We start from the raw sequence: 20,033 nt of genomic DNA on the forward strand, positions 1-20,033 counted from the left end.
GGACCTCTTTTCTGCACTTAATGCCCGTCAACAAACGCGATTTTAAGCACAAACAGCAGCGCCACCACGATCACGCAGGGGCTGATTTCACGCCAGCGGCCGGTGCCGAGCTTCATCACACAGTAAGAGATAAAGCCCAGAGCAATGCCTTCGGTAATCGAGAAGCTGAAAGGCATCATGGCGGCGGTGACAAAAGCCGGAACCGCTTCGGTCATGTCTTCCCACTTCACGCGTGCCAGGCTGGAGGTCATCAGCACGCCCACGTAGATCAACGCCCCCGCAGCGGCGTAGGCCGGTACCATGCCCGCCAACGGCGACAGGAAGATCACCAGCAGGAACAGAATCCCCACCACCACAGCGGTGAGGCCGGTACGGCCACCGATGGAAACACCGGCGGAGCTTTCAATATAGGCCGTCACGGAAGAGGTACCGATAAACGAACCGGCCACCGAGCTGATACTGTCAACGTACAGCGCCTGCTTCATACGTGGGAACTGGCCTTTATCATCCGTCAACCCGGCTTTGTCGGTCACGCCGATCAAGGTGCCTGAAGAGTCGAACAGGTTAACCAGCATAAAGGCGAAGATCACCCCAGCCAGGCTGAGATTCAACGCACCGGCCAAATCCACCTGGCCCACTACGGTAGTGATATCCGGTGGCATCGAGAACACGCCGCCATATTTCACATCACCCAGCATCCAGCCGATCAGCGTGGTAACCACAATGGAAACCAGTACCGCCGCATGGATATTGCGCGAAGCCAGCACCGCAATGATAAAAAACCCCAGCGCCCCGAGCAGCACACTGTGAGAAGTCAGGTTACCGACCGCCACCAGCGTATCCGGGTTAGCCACTACGATACCGGCATTTTTCAGCCCCATCATGGCAATAAACAGGCCGATACCGCTGGTGATCCCCACACGCAGGCTGAGAGGAATATTGGCAATCATCCAGTAGCGGATACGCAACACGGTCAGCAACAGCAGGCCGACGGCGCCCCAGAAAATCGCGCCCATACCCACCTGCCATGAAATCCCCATTGCACCGACCACCACAAACGCGAAAAAGGCGTTCAAGCCCATCGCCGGTGCCAGCGCAACCGGCAGGTTAGCCAGCAGCCCCATGAAGATACTGCCGAAAGCGGCGATCAGGCAGGTAGTCACAAACACCGCCTGAGTATCCATGCCCGCCGCACCCAGGATCTGGGGGTTAACGAACACGATGTACACCATGGTTAAAAAGGTGGTAAGACCGGCAATCGTTTCCGTCCGTGCCGTAGTGCCATGCTGCTTGAGTTTAAACACACGCTCAAGCAAGCCTTGCTTTGCATCAAGGCTGATGTCTTGTTTGCTCATTATCAGGATTCCGAAGAGGGGAATGGACTTTCGGGCGCTATCGTATAACAAAATGTTGGCGTTTTGACCTTGCTCACCGGCTTTTTTCAGTCGAATTTTTCAACGGACTGTATTTATTGATATTCATCGTCAATAAATGTTTAAAGGGTCGCAATCCTGCACAATCCGGTTAAAGTGACAACAATCATGGCTTAACTGAGGACCCTTACCCCAATGAATCAGGTTGAATGTGTTTTATTTGATTGTGATGGCACACTGGTAGACAGCGAAGTGTTGTGCAGCAAGGCGTATGTGCATATGTTTGAGCACTTTGGCATTACGCTTTCGCTGGAAGAAGTGTTCAAGCAATTCAAAGGAATAAAGCTGTACGAAATTATCGAGCAGGTTAATGCCGAACAGGGTGTGAATTTACCGGTCAGTGAGCTGGAGCCGGTGTACCGTCAGGAAGTGGCGCGCCTGTTTGATGCCGAGCTGCAACCGATTGCCGGAGCCCGCGCACTGTTGGCGCAGATGGCGGTACCAATGTGCACCGTTTCCAACGGCCCGGTGAGCAAAATGCAGCATTCGCTGGGGCTGACCAACATGCTGTCCTATTTTGATGACCGATTGTTCAGCGGCTACGATATTCAGCGCTGGAAGCCCGATCCGGCCATCGTGTTCCACGCGGCAAAACAGATGCAGGTGCCGGTGGAGCGCTGCATTCTGGTGGATGACTCTGCTGCCGGTGCTCAAGCAGGTATCGCGGCCGGGATCCCGGTGTTTTACTTCTGTGCCGATCCGCACAATAAGCCGATCGAACATCCGTTAGTCACCACGTTTGACGATCTGGCCCAGTTGCCCGCGCTGTGGCAACAGCGCGGCTGGCAGCTTACGCGTTAGCCGGGCCGATCCCGCTTATCTGGCGGGATCTCCAGCCAACAGGTTGCTTGCGATTTTTCAAAAAAGGAATTAAAAATGAAAGGGATAGTATCAAAAACAATTACCATATTGCTCGCAATAGTGGTTTCCTTTTTTTGCATTTTGACATTTTTCTCCCTTTTTTATATCGCAGCGACAATAACAGTAATATATAACGAGGGTCCAAGCAGGTATAACTTAGGCTATCTTACAGGGCAGCTTATAACGCTTATTCTTAGCATAATTATAATATATGTATTAGGGAAACAATTTAAGAAACTTGAATGATGGTGTTCAATGCCACATATTCACGACCAAACTTGTAGAGAACCTAAGTGGGATCGCAATATGTTTACCCAGGTTGATAAATTACTTTACATATCAAATTATTGCGTCATTACACCCCCCCAAAAAACTCATCATCTGAAAGCATTCCCGCTTTATCAATGAATACGTTCATAGCTTGCATATTGGCTTTATCTTTCTCTCGTTCATTCTTTCTGGCTTCTATAGCCGCTTCTCCCCGGCCAATTTCCGCCCGCAGCCAATCGTGGAAATAACACACGCGCGGCAGTTCTCGCTTACCGGATGGGATCTCCAGCCAGTAACCGTTAGTGCTTTTCAGCTCCAACGGTGACAGCAGCAGCAGCAGACCACTCTGTAATTCATTGCGGATCATCATTTTATCCAGCACCGCGTAACCCGCGCCGGTAATACAGGCGTTGATCACCTGATCCTGCGTGCTGAACTCCAACCCCCCTTGTTCCTGCACTTCTGTGCTCCCAGCCGCCGCCAGCCAGCGCTGCCAGGTATCCATGCGGCTATCACCATTGAGAATATGTAACTGCGGCTGCGTATTCAGCGGTGGAAACACACCGTTAATCATCAGCAACGGGCTGCCCACCAGCACCAGTTGTTCATGGCATAACCATTCTCCACCGCAACTCTCTGCCCACTCACCAAAACGCACCGCACAGTCAAAGTCACAATATTTTTGCCGCGCTTCGCTGATCAGGGCGATCTGCAATTGGCTGTTACGCTGACGCAGCGTGACTAAACGCGGGGCCAACCAACGGGTAGCGAAAGTCGGCGCCACCTGCAACCGCAGGTGCTGTAGAGGATTGTGCAACTGCACGTGGCGCACACCTTCTTCCAGAATATCCAGTGATTGCCGCACCACCGGCAGTAACAGCATGGCATCCTGAGTCAGCGCTAGCCCGCTGTGGCTGCGCACAAACAGCAACTTACCGAGAAACTCCTCCAACTGCTTGATCTGGCGGCTGGCCGCACTTTGAGTGATAAACAGCGCTTCAGCCGCTTTGCTGAAGCTCAGCGTCCGGCAGGTTTCTTCAAATACGCGCAACATACTGAGCGATGGGAGCTTTCTCACGATCCACAGACCTCTGCATCATGCTTTTGATTGTTAACAGCATGTTGCCAATCTGGTGGGTTTTATCTACACCCGCAGCATTTATCTCCCTAAAACCAGAGGCAGATCACATGTATTTTCCGCTGAGGGGTATGACTAAAACGCACTCGCCTACCGCGCCTCTCGCTGCCACATTGTTAACGCGATAAAAACAAAAAACCAACAATACACCTACAAACACCGCTCCAACAGGAGGACAGGTCCATGCAACATCTAACACAACAACAGATCCGTATGGATGACGTGCCGTTAAACCGTTTCCATATCAAGATCGCCGGGTTGACCTTTGGCGCCCACTTCACCGACGGTTACGTGCTGGGCGTTATCGGCTTTGCACTGGCACAAATCAAACCACAAATGGGGGTTTCCGCTTTCTGGGAAGGGATGCTCGGCAGTTCCGCCCTGATCGGCTTGTTTATCGGTAGCCTGATGTTCGGCTGGATTTCCGACTACATCGGCCGCCAGAAAATCTTCTCTTTCAGTTTTATTATCATCACGCTCGCTTCCGCATTGCAGTTCTTTGTGAGCACACCCGAACAATTATTCCTGCTACGCGTGATGATAGGCATCGGCTTAGGGGGGGATTTTGCGGTAGGGCACACCATGCTGGCCGAATTCTCACCACGTAAACAACGAGGCGTGTTGCTCGGCGCTTTCAGCGTGGTCTGGACATTTGGTTACGTTGGAGCAGGGATCGTCGGCCATTTCCTGACCGCGACCGGCCCCGATGCCTGGCGTTGGCTGCTGTGCTCTTCTGCACTACCGGCGCTGGCTATTCTGCTGATGCGCATCGGCACGCCAGAATCACCACGCTGGCTGATGGGTAAAGGGCGACGCGAGCAGGCGATGGCGATCGTACATAAACACTTCGGGCCGAACGTGGCGCTCAATGACGAAGTGCAGGCCGTGTCTCAGCAACGTTTTCTGTCGCTGTTCGGTGCCAAATATCGCCGCCGCACCGCATTCAACAGTCTGTTTTTTGTCTGCCTGGTGATCCCTTATTTCTCAATCTACACCTTCCTGCCATCGATTCTGCAAATCATGGGGTTGGACAATAACTTTGCTACCGACCTGCTACTCAATGGCCTGCTGATCGTTGGGGCTTTATTAGGGATCGTGCTCACGGTGATGTGTTCACGTCGTGGGTTCCTGATTGGCTCCTTTATCTTTCTTGCGGCCTGTCTGGTGATGCTGAGCCTGATCCCTGCCAGCCAGACCGCCTGGCTGATCGCCATCTTTGCCGCTTTCACGCTGGTCATGTCGGCAGTCAGCAATCTGGTGGGCGTATTCCCTGCCGAAAGCTTCCCTACCGAAGTCCGTTCTATGGGGGTTGGTTTTTCATTATCAATCAGTCGGTTGGGTTCTGCTATCGGCACCGGCCTGCTGCCACTCTCGATTGCACATTACGGTATGCCCGCCACGACCGGCATGCTGGCATTGATTCTGATTATTGGTGCGATTGTTTCCATTGCCTGGGCACCGGAAACCAAAGGGTTGACGCTGGTGGATGCCGCACAGGACTCACAGCCTCAGGCAGAGAACACATTCGCCGCCATCGCGAAATAACATCATCTTAAAAAACAGGAGATCTTTTAGTGGAAATGTATATCGGTGAAGGTTTTGCAGGCAACGGCGTGAACGCCTCGCATATCAATATCATGATCGGTCCGCGTAATGGCGTGGTCGGCCAGGCGTTCTCTGCCAGCCTGGCTTCGCCCAGCCAAGGCCACTGCCCGTTTATGGTGGTGATCAAGCCTAACGTCCCCGCCAAACCGATGACGCTGTACGTTAACAAAGCAGAAATCAGCGGGGAGCTGCACGGCAACGCCACCTGGGGCGCATCGCAGGCGGCGATCGCCAAAGCGGTGACCGAGGCGTTACTGGAAGGCATTCTGCCCGCAGAAGCCGAAGACGAATGGTGCATCGTCACCGCCAACTGGGTAAATCCAGGCTGTAACGATATCGATGAGGTTTACCGCAACAACTATCGTGCTTGTACTCAGGCAATCCGCGCGGCGATGGAAAAATTACCGACGCGCCGCCAGTTAACCCAAGCCCTGCCGCAGCTGGGTAACCCGTTCTATACGCCAAAAGCCTGAGGAAAGCGCCATGGAATACATCAACTTGGGTCAATGTGGCCTGAAAGTCTCACGTTTGTGCCTGGGCACCATGAATATGGGCAGCAAACAGTGGAAGCCGTGGATTTTCGATGAAGCGCAGAGCGAGCCATTGATCCGCCACGCTTTGGAAAGCGGGATTAACTTTATCGATCTGGCCGACTTTTACTCCAGCGGCGCAGGGGAAGAAGTGGTCGGGCGAGTGATTAACCGCATCGCCAACCGTGACGAACTGGTGCTGACCACCAAAGTGGGTTACCCGATCGGCGCTGGCCTCAATAATCAGGGGCATTCACGCAAGCACATTATGGAGAGCATCGACGCCAGCCTGCGCCGCCTGGGCACCGACTACGTGGATATCTATATGCTGCACTATTTCGACATCAATACACCGATCGAAGAAACCTGGGCCGCGATGAACGATATCGTGCGCTCCGGCAAAGCGCGCTACGTGGGGGTTTCCACCATGTCTACCTGGCAACTGGCCAAGATCCTGTGGTGCTGCGAGCGTAACGGCTACGCCAAGCCGATCAACATGCAGCTACAGCTCAACTGCGCTTACCGCGAAGAAGAACGTGAAATGATCCCGTTCTGCCGCGATCAAGGGCTGGGAGTTTCGGTATTCAGCCCGCTGGCGCGCGGGCTGCTGAGCTGTGATTTCAATTCTGTGCGCAACAAAACCGACTTCTTTACCCAGGAAATGTATGCTGATGCAACTTCGCTTAACGTTGCACAATCGGTCAGCCATGTCGCGCAACTGCGCGGTGTTCCCCCCGCACAAATCGCCCAGGCTTGGGTGATCAATCACCCTGGCGTGGATTGCATGTTGGTGGGCGCTGATTCCGTGCAACAGATCGACAGCGCCGTGGCGGCACTGAACACGCCACTTAGCGAAGACGAACGCTACGAACTGGAACGCCATTACACCCCGTGCGATGTGATTAACGACTACACCGCGGGTAAGCGCATTGCGCGTGAAAGCCGCCCGGCACGCGGTTTATTCGCGCTGGATAACCTGGAAACAAGGAACATTGCATGACGGCTTATTCTTCACTGTTGCGTACCGGTTGGTATTGCAACGGGGCATGGCAAACCACAGCCCAAACTTATCCGGTCGATAATCCAGCCAACGGCGAAAGGGTGGCCGATGTGGCGCTGGCAGGCCGTGCTGAAACCCAGGCTGCTATTAACGCCGCTGCTGCTGCACTCCCCGCTTGGCGCGCTCAAACCGCCAAAGCGCGAGCAGAAATCTTGCAACGCTGGTTCCAGTTGATTATGCAGCATCAAAAAGCGTTGGCGGAGTTGATGGTCACCGAGCAAGGCAAAGTGCTGAGCGAAGCAACCGGTGAAGTGGCCTATGCCGCCAGCTTTATCGAATGGTTTGCCGAAGAGGCTAAACGCGCCAACGGCAAAACCATTCCGGCAACCAAAGCGGGTAACCAGATCTTTACGTTTAAGGAGCCGGTTGGGGTGATTGCCGCGATCACGCCGTGGAACTTCCCGCTGGCAATGCTGACGCGCAAGCTCGGCCCGGCGCTGGCCGCTGGTTGCACCGCAGTGATTAAACCGGCCAATGAAACGCCGCTTTCGGCCTTTGCGCTGATCGTGCTGGCGGAGCAGGCCGGGGTTCCTGCGGGCGTCATTAACGCCGTTTCTGGCGATACCGTGGCTATTGGTGAAACATTAATGGCCAGCCCGCTGGTGCGTAAAGTCTCCTTCACTGGCTCCACGCCTACTGGCAAGTTATTGATGCGTCAGGCGGCTGATACGGTGAAAAAGCTGTCGCTGGAGCTGGGTGGTAATGCGCCGTTTATCGTGTTCGACGATGCGGATCTCGACGCTGCCGTTGCCGGTGCGATGGCGGCAAAATTCCGCAACAGCGGGCAAACCTGCGTGTGCGTAAACCGTTTCTATATTCAGGCCGGTATTTACGATCGTTTTGTCCAGAAACTGACCGAAGCCGCACAGGCGTTAAAAGTAGCACCGGGCATGACGCCGGGAGCACAACAGGGGCCATTGATCCATGTGAAAGCAGCAGAGAAAGTGGCAGCCCACGTGCAGGACGCGCTGAAGCTGGGTGCCAAGCTGATGTGCGGCGGCGAGCGCCATGCGCTGGGCGGTTCGTTCTACCAACCTACCGTGCTGGCTGAAGCCAATGAACAGATGCGGTTAGCCCATGAAGAAACCTTCGGCCCGCTGGCCGCCTGTTTCCGCTTCACCGATGAGCAAGAAGCGATCGCTCGCGCCAATGCGACGCCGTTCGGGCTGGCGGCTTATCTGTATACCCGCGATTTGGCGCGCGCTTTCCGCGTCAGCCAGGCGCTGGAAAGCGGTATGGTCGGCATCAACGAAGGGATTATTTCCACCGAAGTGGCCCCTTTCGGTGGGGTGAAAGAGTCTGGCTTGGGGCGCGAAGGCTCGGATATGGGCCTGGATGAATACATGGAAACCAAATACGTCAATCTGGGGCAGTTGCTGTAAGCCGTCTAGCTAGACGGCAACGGTGGCCGATTGCGCCACCAGCGCCAACCACGTTTCAGCGCTTTGGCCTGCGGGCTAAAGCGCTTATTTAACGCGTTTGCCAAGATATCCAGCGTTAGGCAGAAGATGAAATACACCAGTGCCACAAACAGGAACACCTCCATCGGATAGACCATGCTGCGGTTATTCACCTGGGTGGCCAGGAAAGTCAGTTCACCAACGCCAACGATATAAGCCAGTGAAGTATCTTTAATCAATGAGATCCACTGGTTGATAAACGAAGGCACCATCATGCGCAGCGCCTGCGGCAAGACGATCAGCAACAGCACCTGCCAGCGATTCAGCCCCAAGGAAAGCCCCGCCTGCCACTGCCCGGCACCGATGGCGACGATCCCCGCTTTGACCGCATGGGCCAGATAGGCCGAAGCGATCAGCGCCAGCGCACACACCACGGTGGTAATCTCTGGAATATCGACACCGAACACCATTGGCAGCAGGAAGTAAGTCCAGAAAATCAGCATGATCACCGGGATGGCGCGGAAAAACCCTAGTACCACCGCCAGTAACCCAGCCAGCACACCGCGCGACATCGCCAGCGCCACGCCCAGCAAGGTGCCCAAGATCGCCGAGGCTACCCCGGCCATCAGGCTGATCGCCAACGTCAGCGCTGCGCCGCCCAACGGCCCGTCGGGGAAAGTGCCCCACAGCAGGTAACCTAAGTTCTCGTGGATAACGGTGAAATCCATCTTAGTGCCCCCCGAGCGGTTTACGCTGCTGACGCCACATGCCCCAGCCTTCCAGCAGGGCAATAATCGCGATATACAACACCGTCGCCACGCCAAACGCCTGGAAGGTGCGCAGGGTTTCGGTTTCTACCTGACGCGAAGCGTAAGACAGTTCCGCCACGCCGATAGCCATGGTCAGCGACGAATTTTTGATTACGTTCATGTACTGCCCCAGCAACGGCGGAAAAGCGATTTTCAGCGCCTGCGGCAGCACCACGTAACGCATGGATTGCCAGCCGGTCAGCCCCAGCGCGTTGGCGGCGTACTTTTGCCCACCGGCAACGCCACGGATACCGGAGCGGATCTCTTCGGCAATAAAGGCGGTGGAATAGAGCGTCAGGCCAAAAAAACCCGCCAGAAATTCAAACGAGGGCCACTCGAACCATCCCAATACATGCGGGGTATTCAGCCACTGCATGGCGGCTGAGGGCAGGATTTGCCCGGCGGCGAAATACCAGAAGAACAGTTGTACCAACAGGGGGGTATTACGAAATAACGCGCTATAAGCCACCGCCAGCCAGCTTAACGGGCGAAGGGTGCTGTCCCGCATGGCGGCCAGAGCAAATCCCAGCAGCGTGGCGGCCAGCCCGGCGCAGGCCGATAGCCATAGCGTCATCAGGAAGCCATGCCATAGCCAGCTCAGATAGTGTGGCGCCAGCAGCCAATCTGAGAGTTGTTGCAAATTCATCTGCGGTATTTCCCCCTCACCTCAACCCTCCCCCAACCGGAGAGGGCAAAGGGAGATTAGGCTTTAGGCTGTTGATCCAACGGGCCAATCTTGAAGCTGCCACGCGGCTGGGCAGAATTGGTTTCCGGGCCGAACCAGCGATCGTAAAGCTTCACCGCTTCACCGTCTTGTTCCAGCTTGATCAGCGTATCGTTAATGGTGGCGGTCAGACGTTCTTCACCTTTAGGAACGCCAACGCCTTGGTACTCTTTGGTGATACTGAACGGAGAAATTTCGAAATCCGCTTTTTGCGCGGCTGGCAGGTTGCCCAGCAGACCAACCAGCTTGGCGTCATCCTGGGTAATCGCCTGTACGTTGCCGTTACGCAGTGCAACAAACGCCAATGGCGTATCGTCGTAAGAGATCACTTTAGCGGTAGGGTAATGCTCGCGCAGAGTAATTTCCTGCACCGTGCCTTTATCTGCACCAATGCGCAGTTTTTTGATGTCTTCCGGGGTTTTCAGCACGCCTTTGTGAGCAATGAATTTCTGGCCGGTAGCGAAATACGGCACGCTAAAGTTCACTTCTTTGGCACGCTCATCGGTAATGGTGAAGTTAGCGGCGATCAGATCGACCTTCTTGGACACCAGCAGAGGAATACGGTTGGCCGGGTTGGTGGCACGCAGTTCCACTTTCACACCCAGCGCTTTCCCAATGGCATCTGCCACATCCACGTCATAGCCCACCAGCTTTTTCGTTTGCGGGTCGATGTAACCAAACGGCGGGTTACTGTCGAATACTGCGATACGCACCACACCGGCTTTTTTAATATCGTCGAGTTTATCGGCATGGGCAGCTCCCACAACAAGGCTGGTCAAGCTGGCTAGCAGGGTTAAGGCGAGAACGCGCTGTTTCATGAAAGGCTCCTAAGGGGATGATGTTGTGCTGGCTGATAAGCTAGCAAGCCTCTCTTAGGTCAGGAAATAATATTAAACGCTATATTTATAACCATTTTAACTTTATGGCTTTTAAATGTACTAAAGGCGCTGTTTTCAGCGCCTTTACAAGTAACTCATTGGTGAAATTACGCTTTCTTCTCGTCTTTGGTTTCAGACAGCAGCGTTTCCAGCGCATCGCCGCCCAGATGGCGGAAATCCTGGCCTTTGACGAAGTAGAAGATAAATTCGCAGATATTCTGGCAGCGATCGCCGATGCGCTCGATAGAGCGGGCGCAGAACAGCGCGGTCAGCACGCTCGGAATAGTGCGTGGATCTTCCATCATGTAGGTCATCAGTTGGCGCACGATGCCTTCATATTCCTGATCGACTTTTTTGTCTTCGCGGTAGATGCGGATCGCTTCATCCAGATCCATACGCGCAAAGGCATCCAGCACGTCGTGCAGCATCTGCACGGTGTGGCGGCCAAGCGACTCCAGGCTCACCAGCAGCGGCTGATGCTGGTGGGAGAATTTCTCCAACGCGGTGCGGCAGATTTTATCCGCTACGTCGCCAATCCGTTCCAGCTCGGAAATGGTTTTGATGATCGCCATCACCAGGCGCAGGTCGCTGGCCGTTGGCTGGCGTTTGGCAATGATGCGCACACAGGCTTCATCGATCGCCACTTCCATCATATTGACCTTGGCATCGCCTTCGATCACCTGCTTGGCCAACTCACCGTCCTGATTATGCATCGCGGTGATCGCGTCAGTCAGTTGCTGTTCCACCAGCCCGCCCATGGTCAACACCTGGGTGCGGATGTGCTCAAGCTCTGCGTTGAACTGGCCGGAGATGTGTTTGTTTAAATTCAGGTTATCCATGATGCATCCTCATCAACCATAACGGCCAGTAATGTAATCTTCGGTCTGCTTTTTCTGCGGCGCAGTGAACAGGGTGTCAGTATCACTGAACTCGATCAATTCGCCCAGATACATAAATGCGGTGGAATCTGAACAGCGCGCCGCCTGCTGCATATTGTGGGTCACAATCACCACTGTGTAGTCAGACTTCAGTTCGCTGATCAGCTCTTCAATTTTACCGGTAGAGATTGGATCCAGCGCCGAGCAAGGTTCATCCAGCAACAACACCTCTGGGCGAATAGCGATGCCGCGCGCAATGCACAAACGCTGCTGCTGACCACCGGACAGGCTGTAGCCGCTCTGATGCAGCTTGTCTTTGGTTTCGTTCCACAGCGCCGCTTTGGTCAGCGCCCACTGCACGCGCTCGTCCATATCGGCACGCGACAGCTTCTCAAACAGGCGCACGCCAAAGGCGATGTTGTCGTAAATCGACATCGGGAACGGCGTCGGTTTCTGGAATACCATGCCCACTTTGGCGCGCAGCAGGGCAATGTCCTGGTTATCGGTCAGAATGTTTTGCCCATCCAGCAGGATATCACCTTCAGCCCGCTGTTCTGGGTACAGCTGATACATCTTGTTGAAGGTACGCAACAGGGTGGATTTACCACAGCCTGACGGGCCGATAAACGCGGTTACTTTATTCTTGGCAATATCCAACGTGATGTTTTTCAGCGCATGGAATTTGCCATAGTAAAAGTTCAGATCGCGTACCTGAATTTTGCTGCTGGAAGCGGAGTCAACAATGCTCATCAAGACTTCTCTCTTTTCACCGCGCCAGCCAGGCTGACGCTTAAATTTTTATGAATGCTTTTTCTTGGCGAAAATCACACGCGCCAGGATATTCAGTAACAGTACGCACAGGGTGATCAACAGCACCCCCGCCCAGGCCAGCTGTTGCCATTCGGCAAACGGGCTCATGGCGAATTTGAAAATGGTCACCGGCAGGTTGGCGATCGGCTGCATCAAATCGGTGCTCCAGAACTGGTTCGACAGCGAGGTAAACAGCAGCGGAGCGGTTTCACCCGCAATACGCGCAATCGCCAGCAGCACGCCGGTGATAATGCCGGAAACCGAGGCCTTCAACGTGATGGCCGAGATCATGCGCCATTTCGGCGTGCCCAAGGCGTAAGCCGCTTCGCGCAGCGTATCCGGCACCAGTTTGAGCATGTTCTCGGTGGTACGGATCACGATCGGGATCTGCAACAGGGCCAGCGCAATAATCCCAGCCCAACCAGAGAAGTGTTCCATTTTCGCCACCACCACGGTGTAAACGAACAGGCCCACCACGATTGACGGCGCAGACAGCAGAATGTCGTTGATAAAGCGGATCACTTCCGCCAGCCAGGATTTACGACCGTATTCTGCCAGGTAGATCCCCGCCATAATGCCCAGCGGTGTACCGAAAATCGTCGCCCACAGGATCAGCAGGCCGCTACCGGCGATGGCGTTGGCCAAACCGCCACCGGCGGTATTCGGCGGCGGCGTCATTTCAGTGAACAGCGCCAGCGACATGCCGTCGATGCCCTTGGTTACGGTAGAGAACAGGATCCACACCAGCCAGAACAGGCCAAATACCATGGTCGCCATCGACAGGAACAGCGCAATGCGGTTTTTCTGGCGGCGCCAGGCCTGCATTTTGCGGCGGCTTTCCGCCAACGCTGCGGGGTTTTGCATATCCATCGTTGCCACGTTAGCGTCCCTCGTTCTTAGCCAGGCGCATCACCATAAACTTCGACAGCGCCAGGACGATAAAGGTGATAACAAACAGGATCAGCCCCAACTGCATCAGCGCAGAGGTGTGCAGCCCGGATTCCGCTTCCGCGAATTCGTTGGCCAGCGCCGAGGTAATACTGTTGCCCGGCATAAACAGCGAAAAGCTGTCGAGCTGGTAGGTGTTGCCGATGATAAAGGTCACCGCCATGGTTTCCCCCAGCGCACGCCCCAGGCCGAGCATCACCCCGCCAATCACGCCGTTTTTGGTGAACGGCAGCACGATGCGCCAGATCACTTCCCAGGTGGTACAGCCGATGCCGTAGGCCGACTCTTTCATCATCACCGGGGTTTGTTCGAACACGTCGCGCATCACTGCGGCAATGTAGGGAATAATCATAATCGCCAGGATCACCCCGGCGGCTAAAATCCCGATACCAAACGCCGGGCCGGAGAACAACTCACCGACAATCGGCATACCGGAAAGCACGTTGCCGAGCGGGGTCTGGAAATATTGGGCAAACAGCGGGGCAAACACGAACAGACCCCACATGCCGTAAACGATGCTTGGGATCGCCGCCAGCAGCTCAATGGCGATGCCCAGCGGGCGCTTCAGCCAGTTGGGTGCCAGTTCGGTCAGGAACAGGGCGATACCAAAGCTGACCGGTACGGCGATGATCAAGGCGATCAGCGAGGTCACCACCGTGCCGTAGATCGGCACCAGCGCACCAAACTGTTCAGCCGGGGCATCCCACTCTTTGGTCCACAGGAAGGCAAAACCGAACTTCTGCATGCTTGGCCAGGAGGCGATAATCAGCGAAACAATAATGCCGCCCAGCAGCAATAGGGTAATCAGCGCCGCCAGTCTGACCAGCGCGCTGAAGATGATGTCACCATTTTTACTTGGTGCTTTAATGGTCGGCTTAGTTCCAGCCATAGATTACTCTTCTGTTTAAAGCTTGGAGGGCCCAGCACGCTGAGCCCTGACACACAGGCTGAGGCGCGGTAAATTCCGCACCCCCTGCATAGTTAGAACAAGGCTTTACCGGAACTGTCTTTGATATTGGTTCTCCAGGCGGCGCGGATCTGCTCAACCACTTCATGTGGCAATGGGGCGTAATCCAGTTCGCTGGCTTGCTTGGCACCGGTTTTATAAGCCCAGTCAAAGAACTTCAGCACTTCTGCGCCTTGTTCGGGCTTCTTCTGCTCTTTGTGTACCAGAATGAAGGTAGTGGAGGTGATCGGCCAGACGTTGTCGCCTTTCTGGTTGGTCAGGTCCTGAGCAAAAGTTTTACTCCAGTCCACGCCTTTGGCCGCTGCGCTGAAACTCTCTTCAGTTGGGCTGACCGGTTGGCCGTCTGCTGAGATCAGTTTAGTGTAAGCCAGGTTATTCTGCTTGGCGTAAGCGTATTCCACATAACCGATAGAACCCGGCAAGCGTTGTACGAACGCGGCAATGCCGTCGTTGCCTTTGCCGCCCAGGCCGGTTGGCCAGTTAACGGTTGAACCTGCGCCAATTTTCTCTTTCCACTGCGCGTTAGCTTTGGCCAGATAGCTGGTGAAGACGAAAGAGGTGCCGGAACCGTCAGCGCGGCGTACGACAGCAATATTCTGATCCGGCAGTTTCACGCCAGGGTTCAGCTTCACGATCGCCGGGTCATTCCATTTTTTGATGTTACCCAGGTAGATATCACCCAAGGTTTGACCATCCAGGGTCAGTTCGCCGGATTTGATGCCCGGAATGTTCACTGCCAGCACCACACCGCCAATCACGGTCGGGAACTGGAACAGGCCGTCAGCGGCCAGTTTGTCGTCAGACAACGGTGCATCGGAGGCGCCAAAGTCAACGGTGTTGGCAATGATCTGCTTCACGCCGCCAGAGGAGCCGATCCCCTGATAGTTAACTTTGTTGCCGGTTTCTTTCTGATAAGAATCTGCCCACTTGGCGTAAACCGGAGCGGGGAATGTCGCACCTGCACCGGTCAGGCTAGCAGCAGCGAACGCAGACACAGAGGCCAGGGAGAAAGTCGCTGCCACAATACTGGCGACGGTGGTACGCATCAGTTTCATAATCCCTCCTAATGGGATATTCAAAAATCAACTTTGAGTTGTTTTCATCAGAGTAAGTATTGTTGCAGGAGGGAAAATAGGACAGTTTAGTGACAGAAAAATGTATGAAATATTACAGTTATATTACAACCAGCCAAATAGGTGTAAATGACTTTAAAAATCAATAAAATAAAAAGATACGCTATCTTTCAAACGGCAAAAATGTTGGCTGCGGGCAGTGACGCGGACCACCTCTTAACCGGGTCACTGCAGGTATACATCACTTAAAAATAATAGTTGAACGACAGTTGCCAACGCCGTTCTGGCCGCACCGGCTCCACTTGCGATGTTTCCAGAAGATAGATTTTCTGCCACTGCAAAGCCAGATCCACAGGGCCGATATGACGACGCACCTCGGCAAAGCCCATGTTACGCTGCCGTTGCAGATCGCGCTGCCAGATCGCGTTAACATCGTAATTATCGACAATATCTTTCCAGTATGCCTGGAACAGCACGGAACGGCGGGGCATCAGCCAGTTTTGTGCCTGCAACGGGGTCTCACCGAGAGAGGTTGCGCCTTGTGCCACAGCATAAGGAGGCAGGTTGGCAAGGAAATCCAACGCACGCTGATTATCAGCACTGCCGTTGTAATGGCCCTCAGCACGCAGCGTGAGCCGATTCTCCCCACTCCAGGTCAGACCGTAAGCCAGGCGGTTGCGCCAGCGGCTCTCTTGCTGTTGCTCGGGCAAGGAGGTTTGCCAGGTGTAAGGTTGGCGCCCCCCGGCCCATTCGGTGTAAAACAGCGTGGAATGGGAGAGCACGCGTGAAAGGTTGAAGCCCAACTGTGGCGATCGGCCTTGCTCCAGCAGGAGCAGCCATTGTGGATTCAGATTTTCTGCCCATTGATAGCTGCCCACCAGCAACAGACGCTGCCTGGGGTTACTGGCTCCCCAGTCCAGGCTGGCACTTTGCTGGCTCGGTTTATTGCTGAGCTTGGGCGACCAGATCGCCGTCAAAGCGGCTTTATCCCACAGATACTGCCAACGCAGCATCACATTGCCCAAGCGGTTATTTCTCAGCGCCTCTGGATCGGCAGACGTAACGGAGCGCACCGTACCCTGCCCAAGGAAATCGGTGGGGTTATAACCGAATGCCAGGCCATAGCGCGTGTTGACGCGCCCCGCATCCAACAGTAAACGCGGCGTCACTTTATACGTCAGGTAGGCTTCTTTCAGCGAGTTAACACTATTATCACTGCGTAGACCTGGGGAAAAACGGCTGTCAATACGGTTGGCCAGCACAAAGCGCCAGTCCTGAGAGGGATTCGTCGTCAAAGGAGCATCCCAGCGCAGATCGAGCGAGATTCGCTGCTGGTTACCGCCGTTCTCATTAAAGCTGGTGGCCGCTTCGGCCGACATGTTCAGCTTTTTGTTCTCAACGGGAGAGAATTTCGTGTTATCAGCCAGATCCAGAGCCGCCAGCGTGGCATCCTCTCCATGAGCAAATTGGCCATACAGAACCGATAATGCCACCATCCATGACCGCGCTTTCTTCATCCGTCAGTCGTCCTTGAAATGCGGCAGGTAATCACGCTGTAGCCAGGCCTCGGGAACGTCGTACCAGGCGAAATCCTGGTGCTTGAGCACGGTAACCAACTGCGAATTTAGCCCATCGATGATCACCGCTTCCGTTGGGCGGCTCCCCCCTAGCACCGGTTGGTAACGACGGAAATAGGTGGTCTTGAGCAAATTGCCGTTCACGGCATAAAACTCGGCTTTACAGCTTTTGAAGTCCTGTTTATCCACCCAAAGCTCCATAGACGGATAGGCAGCGTCCTGATGACGTGCAACCAGATGCAGGCGATAGCAATCCCGCTGCTGCCGTTCTCCGTCCAACACCTGTTCTTCTTTCACTAAGGTGGCCTGATAATCGTAATTCCAGTTTGCCGTCACCACGTCACCGTTGGCGGCCTGCCCCAGCAGGCGTTGCTGTGGTGAAATAGGCACACTGGCCTGGCTGGCAGGATCATAAAGCCACAGATCGCGGCCGCTTTTCAGCGTTAGCTTACCGGCATCCCGCTGTGGGCTGACAAACTTCACCAGGCTGCGAAACTGACCGCTCGGATAGGCGCGGGAATAGAGACGCAAGGTGCTGGTCTCATGCTGCTTGCCGTTTTTATAGCTGACCAGGGTGGTACTCAAGCTGAAAGAACGGTTCGGGTTGCGCACCTCATCGCTTTTTTTCAAGATGTCCTGGGCGCTGAGCGTAGCCAATGCCTGACCGCTGGCAAACAGGCTAAACAAGAGGCCAGAGATCAATGAGAATCTCATCATGCGGATCTTCCTTGTGAGTCAACAATAACCTCCCACCATCCATTGTGATGGGATCAGGCATGGCGCAGTGCTTGTACAATATGAACGTTTGCCGCTCGCCGGGCTGGCCACCAGGATGAAGACACCGCAGCAACCATCAGAATCGCCAGCACGCTTAGCAGCATCGTCCATTCCCCCCAGATCCGTATCTTGATTGGGATTGGCGCAATCACCCCCGGCGGATGCCAGGTCAGACCGGAACGATTGATGAGATAAGCCAGAAACAGCGAAAGAACAATGCCTGTCAGACAACCAATAATGCCCAGCAAAATGCCTTCATTCAGAAACAGGCGCTGGATATCCTGACGTTTCAGCCCCACCGCCCGCAACGTACCGATTTCAATCGTGCGCTCCAGCACCGCCATGCTCATGGTGTTGCCAACGGTGAACAGCGCAATGCACAAAATAAGTGCCAGCAGAAAATGAAATATCTTGCCGAACATATCCAGGATCTGGTTATACAACGGCTGCAACTGAGAAAAATCATAAACAGCCAAGGGTTCATCGGCCAACGTGGTTTTGAATAACTGTTGCAAACGAGCCCGGGCGGCTTCCAATTGCTCCGTATTACGCAGTTGCAGAGTAATGGCCGTGACTCCCGGTTGATCACGACCAAACACCAGTTGCTGGGCTTGTGCCAGATGAATACCGATGTAGCTGTCATCCAACTCTCTGGCGGCCTGCGGCTGAACGGCCTCAACCTGCACACGAATGATATTGGGCGCTCCGCCCACCGAGGCAGCCAACAGCTCGATTTGATCCCCGGTTGATGGTTTCCTTTCCTCCCGCGTCTGCTGCGCGAGTAGCATCAGATCGTCAGGAAGGGCCATCGTATTGTTCTCTGCCGGAGTCACCGAACTGCCGCAAGGTTGATCAGCGACAAAATCACATAACTGCAACATGCGCGCCACGCCGGCGCCGATCATCGCAGCATCAGGGTCATGTTCGTTGAGGGTCCTCTCCTGCCTTCCTTTACCGAGATGATACTCATCCCATTTGTTCAGTGCTTCCTGGCCCGCCGCTTCACTGCCATAAATCAACACCGGGCGAGAAGTACCAGCGGCATAGTTTCCGGCAATGCCATTCAGGATCAGCACTGGGGTTTTAACTACTACCATCTGCCGTAACTCGGGATCCTGTTCAATCTGCGCCATGATTTTTTGGTAGTTTTTGATGCTGTATTCTGCCAGGTTGGCCGAACCATTCAGCAAGTAATCTTTATGTTGTATTTGCAGATGGCCGGTATCACGGACAAAGGTGGTTTGCAGACTGTATTCAATAGAGCGGTTATAGCCACCAAATAACAGAATGCCGATGGCACCAACGGTAATCGCGCAAAGGGTCGATAGAGTCCGGCGTCTGTTACGCAGTAAGTTGCGTAAGGCCAGCTTGAATGTTTGCATAATGATTTTTCTCCAGCGGGAAACTTATTGCATTGCAATGCGGGTAACATTGCCGTCATGCACCTGATAGAGATCGTCTGCTTCTGCAATGACCTGCGGATCATGGGAGGAAAAGACCACCGTCACCGAATGTTCCTGCTGCAAACGCCGCAACAACTGCAAAATGGAGTTGCCGGTTTTGCTGTCCAGATTAGCCGTTGGTTCATCGGCCAGTATCAGGGAAGGGCGATGGATAAGAGCCCGGGCAATTGCGACGCGCTGGCGTTGACCACCGGAGAGTTGCCCCGGTAACGAGCGTGCTTTGTCAGCCAAACCGACGGTTTCCAGCATATTCATGATGGCAGATTTCCGCTGTGCAACCGTTGTTCCTTGCAAGATGAGCGGGATCTCAACGTTTTCCCAAACGCTTAAGACGGGGATTAAATTAAAATTCTGAAAAATAAATCCAAGATAACGGGCGCGAAATTCACTGCGCTGATCGTCATTCAGCCGTGACATTTCCTGCCCGGCAATCACCAGGCTGCCTTGATCGGGGCGATCAATGCCTCCAATGACATTCAATAACGTCGTTTTACCACTTCCGGATTGGCCAGATAATACGGTGAAACGTCGCGAGGCGATTCTTATATTAATATCTCTTAATGCCTCGACCTTGGATTGCCCCAATAAATAGTTTTTGCAAATCCCTTTAATCTCCACTGCCCACATTTTTCTTTAATTCCTTTTAAATATGAAAAAATCATTTTAAGAAAGATGCGATAAAGCCAGTAAAACATACAAAAAAATAGTTAGTTCATTGATTTTATTATATTAAAAAAATTTAATTTTAAAAAGCAATACTTTATTGCACCATAACAAAGCATATAGAGATTTGTGCATTAACGCTACGACAACATACGCCAAGCTTTTTCCT

Annotated in this window: 19 protein-coding genes; 5 read left to right on the forward strand and 14 right to left on the reverse strand. The window is 54.0% G+C overall.

Going from position 1 to position 20,033, the window contains the following annotated elements:
• Window positions 1-17: 17 nt before the first annotated feature.
• On the reverse strand, window positions 18-1,355 hold the full coding sequence (locus ACX9GT_RS25295) for an NCS2 family permease (protein ID WP_473189243.1): 1,338 nt from the start codon (window positions 1,353-1,355) through the stop codon (window positions 18-20).
• A 213-nt stretch (window positions 1,356-1,568) separates the two neighbouring features.
• Here ACX9GT_RS25295 and yieH point away from each other — a divergent pair, with 213 nt between their 5' ends.
• Window positions 1,569-2,234 carry a 6-phosphogluconate phosphatase gene (yieH, locus tag ACX9GT_RS25300; protein WP_473189244.1) on the forward strand — a complete coding sequence of 222 codons (666 nt, stop codon included), beginning with the start codon at window positions 1,569-1,571 and terminating at the stop codon, window positions 2,232-2,234.
• A gap of 415 nt (window positions 2,235-2,649) precedes the next feature.
• Here the strand turns inward: yieH and ACX9GT_RS25305 are convergent, their stop codons facing one another.
• Complete coding sequence (locus ACX9GT_RS25305) at window positions 2,650-3,642, reverse strand: LysR family transcriptional regulator (RefSeq protein ID WP_473189245.1); 993 nt, start codon at window positions 3,640-3,642, stop codon at window positions 2,650-2,652.
• Window positions 3,643-3,885: 243 nt separating this feature from the next.
• Between ACX9GT_RS25305 and ACX9GT_RS25310 the strand changes: the two genes are divergently transcribed.
• From ACX9GT_RS25310 to ACX9GT_RS25325, 4 genes are read left to right on the forward strand one after another with little or no spacing between them, the layout of a single operon-like run.
• Window positions 3,886-5,247 (forward strand): MFS transporter, encoded by a 1,362-nt coding sequence (locus tag ACX9GT_RS25310; RefSeq protein WP_473189246.1) that lies wholly within the window; start codon window positions 3,886-3,888, stop codon window positions 5,245-5,247.
• A 29-nt stretch (window positions 5,248-5,276) separates the two neighbouring features.
• Window positions 5,277-5,780 (forward strand): formaldehyde-activating enzyme, encoded by a 504-nt coding sequence (fae, locus tag ACX9GT_RS25315; protein WP_473189247.1) that lies wholly within the window; start codon window positions 5,277-5,279, stop codon window positions 5,778-5,780.
• A gap of 10 nt (window positions 5,781-5,790) precedes the next feature.
• Window positions 5,791-6,837, forward strand: coding sequence for an aldo/keto reductase (locus tag ACX9GT_RS25320; protein ID WP_473189248.1), 1,047 nt, complete (start codon window positions 5,791-5,793; stop codon window positions 6,835-6,837).
• Window positions 6,834-8,279 carry an NAD-dependent succinate-semialdehyde dehydrogenase gene (locus ACX9GT_RS25325; RefSeq protein WP_473189249.1) on the forward strand — a complete coding sequence of 482 codons (1,446 nt, stop codon included), beginning with the start codon at window positions 6,834-6,836 and terminating at the stop codon, window positions 8,277-8,279. The genes ACX9GT_RS25320 and ACX9GT_RS25325 overlap by 4 nt, the downstream gene beginning before the upstream one ends.
• 5 nt (window positions 8,280-8,284) lie before the next feature.
• Here ACX9GT_RS25325 and ACX9GT_RS25330 read toward each other — a convergent pair whose 3' ends face one another.
• The 12 genes from ACX9GT_RS25330 to ACX9GT_RS25385 form a co-directional block, all read right to left on the reverse strand.
• On the reverse strand, window positions 8,285-9,025 hold the full coding sequence (locus ACX9GT_RS25330) for an amino acid ABC transporter permease (protein ID WP_473189250.1): 741 nt from the start codon (window positions 9,023-9,025) through the stop codon (window positions 8,285-8,287).
• A 1-nt stretch (window position 9,026) separates the two neighbouring features.
• Window positions 9,027-9,752, reverse strand: a complete 726-nt coding sequence (locus ACX9GT_RS25335) for an amino acid ABC transporter permease (RefSeq protein WP_473189251.1) — start codon at window positions 9,750-9,752, stop codon at window positions 9,027-9,029.
• 56 nt (window positions 9,753-9,808) lie between these two features.
• On the reverse strand, window positions 9,809-10,648 hold the full coding sequence (locus tag ACX9GT_RS25340) for an ABC transporter substrate-binding protein (protein ID WP_473189252.1): 840 nt from the start codon (window positions 10,646-10,648) through the stop codon (window positions 9,809-9,811).
• 167 nt (window positions 10,649-10,815) lie between these two features.
• The gene (gene phoU, locus ACX9GT_RS25345) at window positions 10,816-11,547 is read right to left on the reverse strand and encodes a phosphate signaling complex protein PhoU (protein WP_473189253.1); all 732 of its coding nucleotides are present in this window, start codon (window positions 11,545-11,547) and stop codon (window positions 10,816-10,818) included.
• Between the two features lie 12 nt (window positions 11,548-11,559).
• Entirely contained in the window at window positions 11,560-12,336 is a 777-nt protein-coding gene (gene pstB, locus ACX9GT_RS25350; protein ID WP_459400657.1) for a phosphate ABC transporter ATP-binding protein PstB, read from the reverse strand.
• Between the two features lie 48 nt (window positions 12,337-12,384).
• Window positions 12,385-13,275 (reverse strand): phosphate ABC transporter permease PstA, encoded by an 891-nt coding sequence (pstA, locus tag ACX9GT_RS25355; protein ID WP_473189254.1) that lies wholly within the window; start codon window positions 13,273-13,275, stop codon window positions 12,385-12,387.
• Window position 13,276: 1 nt separating this feature from the next.
• Entirely contained in the window at window positions 13,277-14,233 is a 957-nt protein-coding gene (pstC, locus tag ACX9GT_RS25360) for a phosphate ABC transporter permease PstC (protein ID WP_473189255.1), read from the reverse strand.
• A 92-nt stretch (window positions 14,234-14,325) separates the two neighbouring features.
• Window positions 14,326-15,366, reverse strand: coding sequence for a phosphate ABC transporter substrate-binding protein PstS (gene pstS, locus ACX9GT_RS25365; protein ID WP_473189256.1), 1,041 nt, complete (start codon window positions 15,364-15,366; stop codon window positions 14,326-14,328).
• Between the two features lie 263 nt (window positions 15,367-15,629).
• Window positions 15,630-16,901, reverse strand: coding sequence for a hypothetical protein (locus tag ACX9GT_RS25370; protein ID WP_473189257.1), 1,272 nt, complete (start codon window positions 16,899-16,901; stop codon window positions 15,630-15,632).
• A gap of 3 nt (window positions 16,902-16,904) precedes the next feature.
• Window positions 16,905-17,678: an outer membrane lipoprotein-sorting protein gene (locus ACX9GT_RS25375; protein ID WP_473189258.1), complete on the reverse strand. Its 774-nt coding sequence runs from the start codon at window positions 17,676-17,678 to the stop codon at window positions 16,905-16,907.
• Between the two features lie 53 nt (window positions 17,679-17,731).
• On the reverse strand, window positions 17,732-19,120 hold the full coding sequence (locus ACX9GT_RS25380) for an ABC transporter permease (RefSeq protein WP_473189259.1): 1,389 nt from the start codon (window positions 19,118-19,120) through the stop codon (window positions 17,732-17,734).
• 24 nt (window positions 19,121-19,144) lie between these two features.
• Complete coding sequence (locus tag ACX9GT_RS25385; protein ID WP_473189260.1) at window positions 19,145-19,828, reverse strand: ABC transporter ATP-binding protein; 684 nt, start codon at window positions 19,826-19,828, stop codon at window positions 19,145-19,147.
• Between the last annotated feature and the right edge of the window lie 205 nt (window positions 19,829-20,033).

The organism is Serratia sp. YWN4 (genome assembly GCF_055790845.1).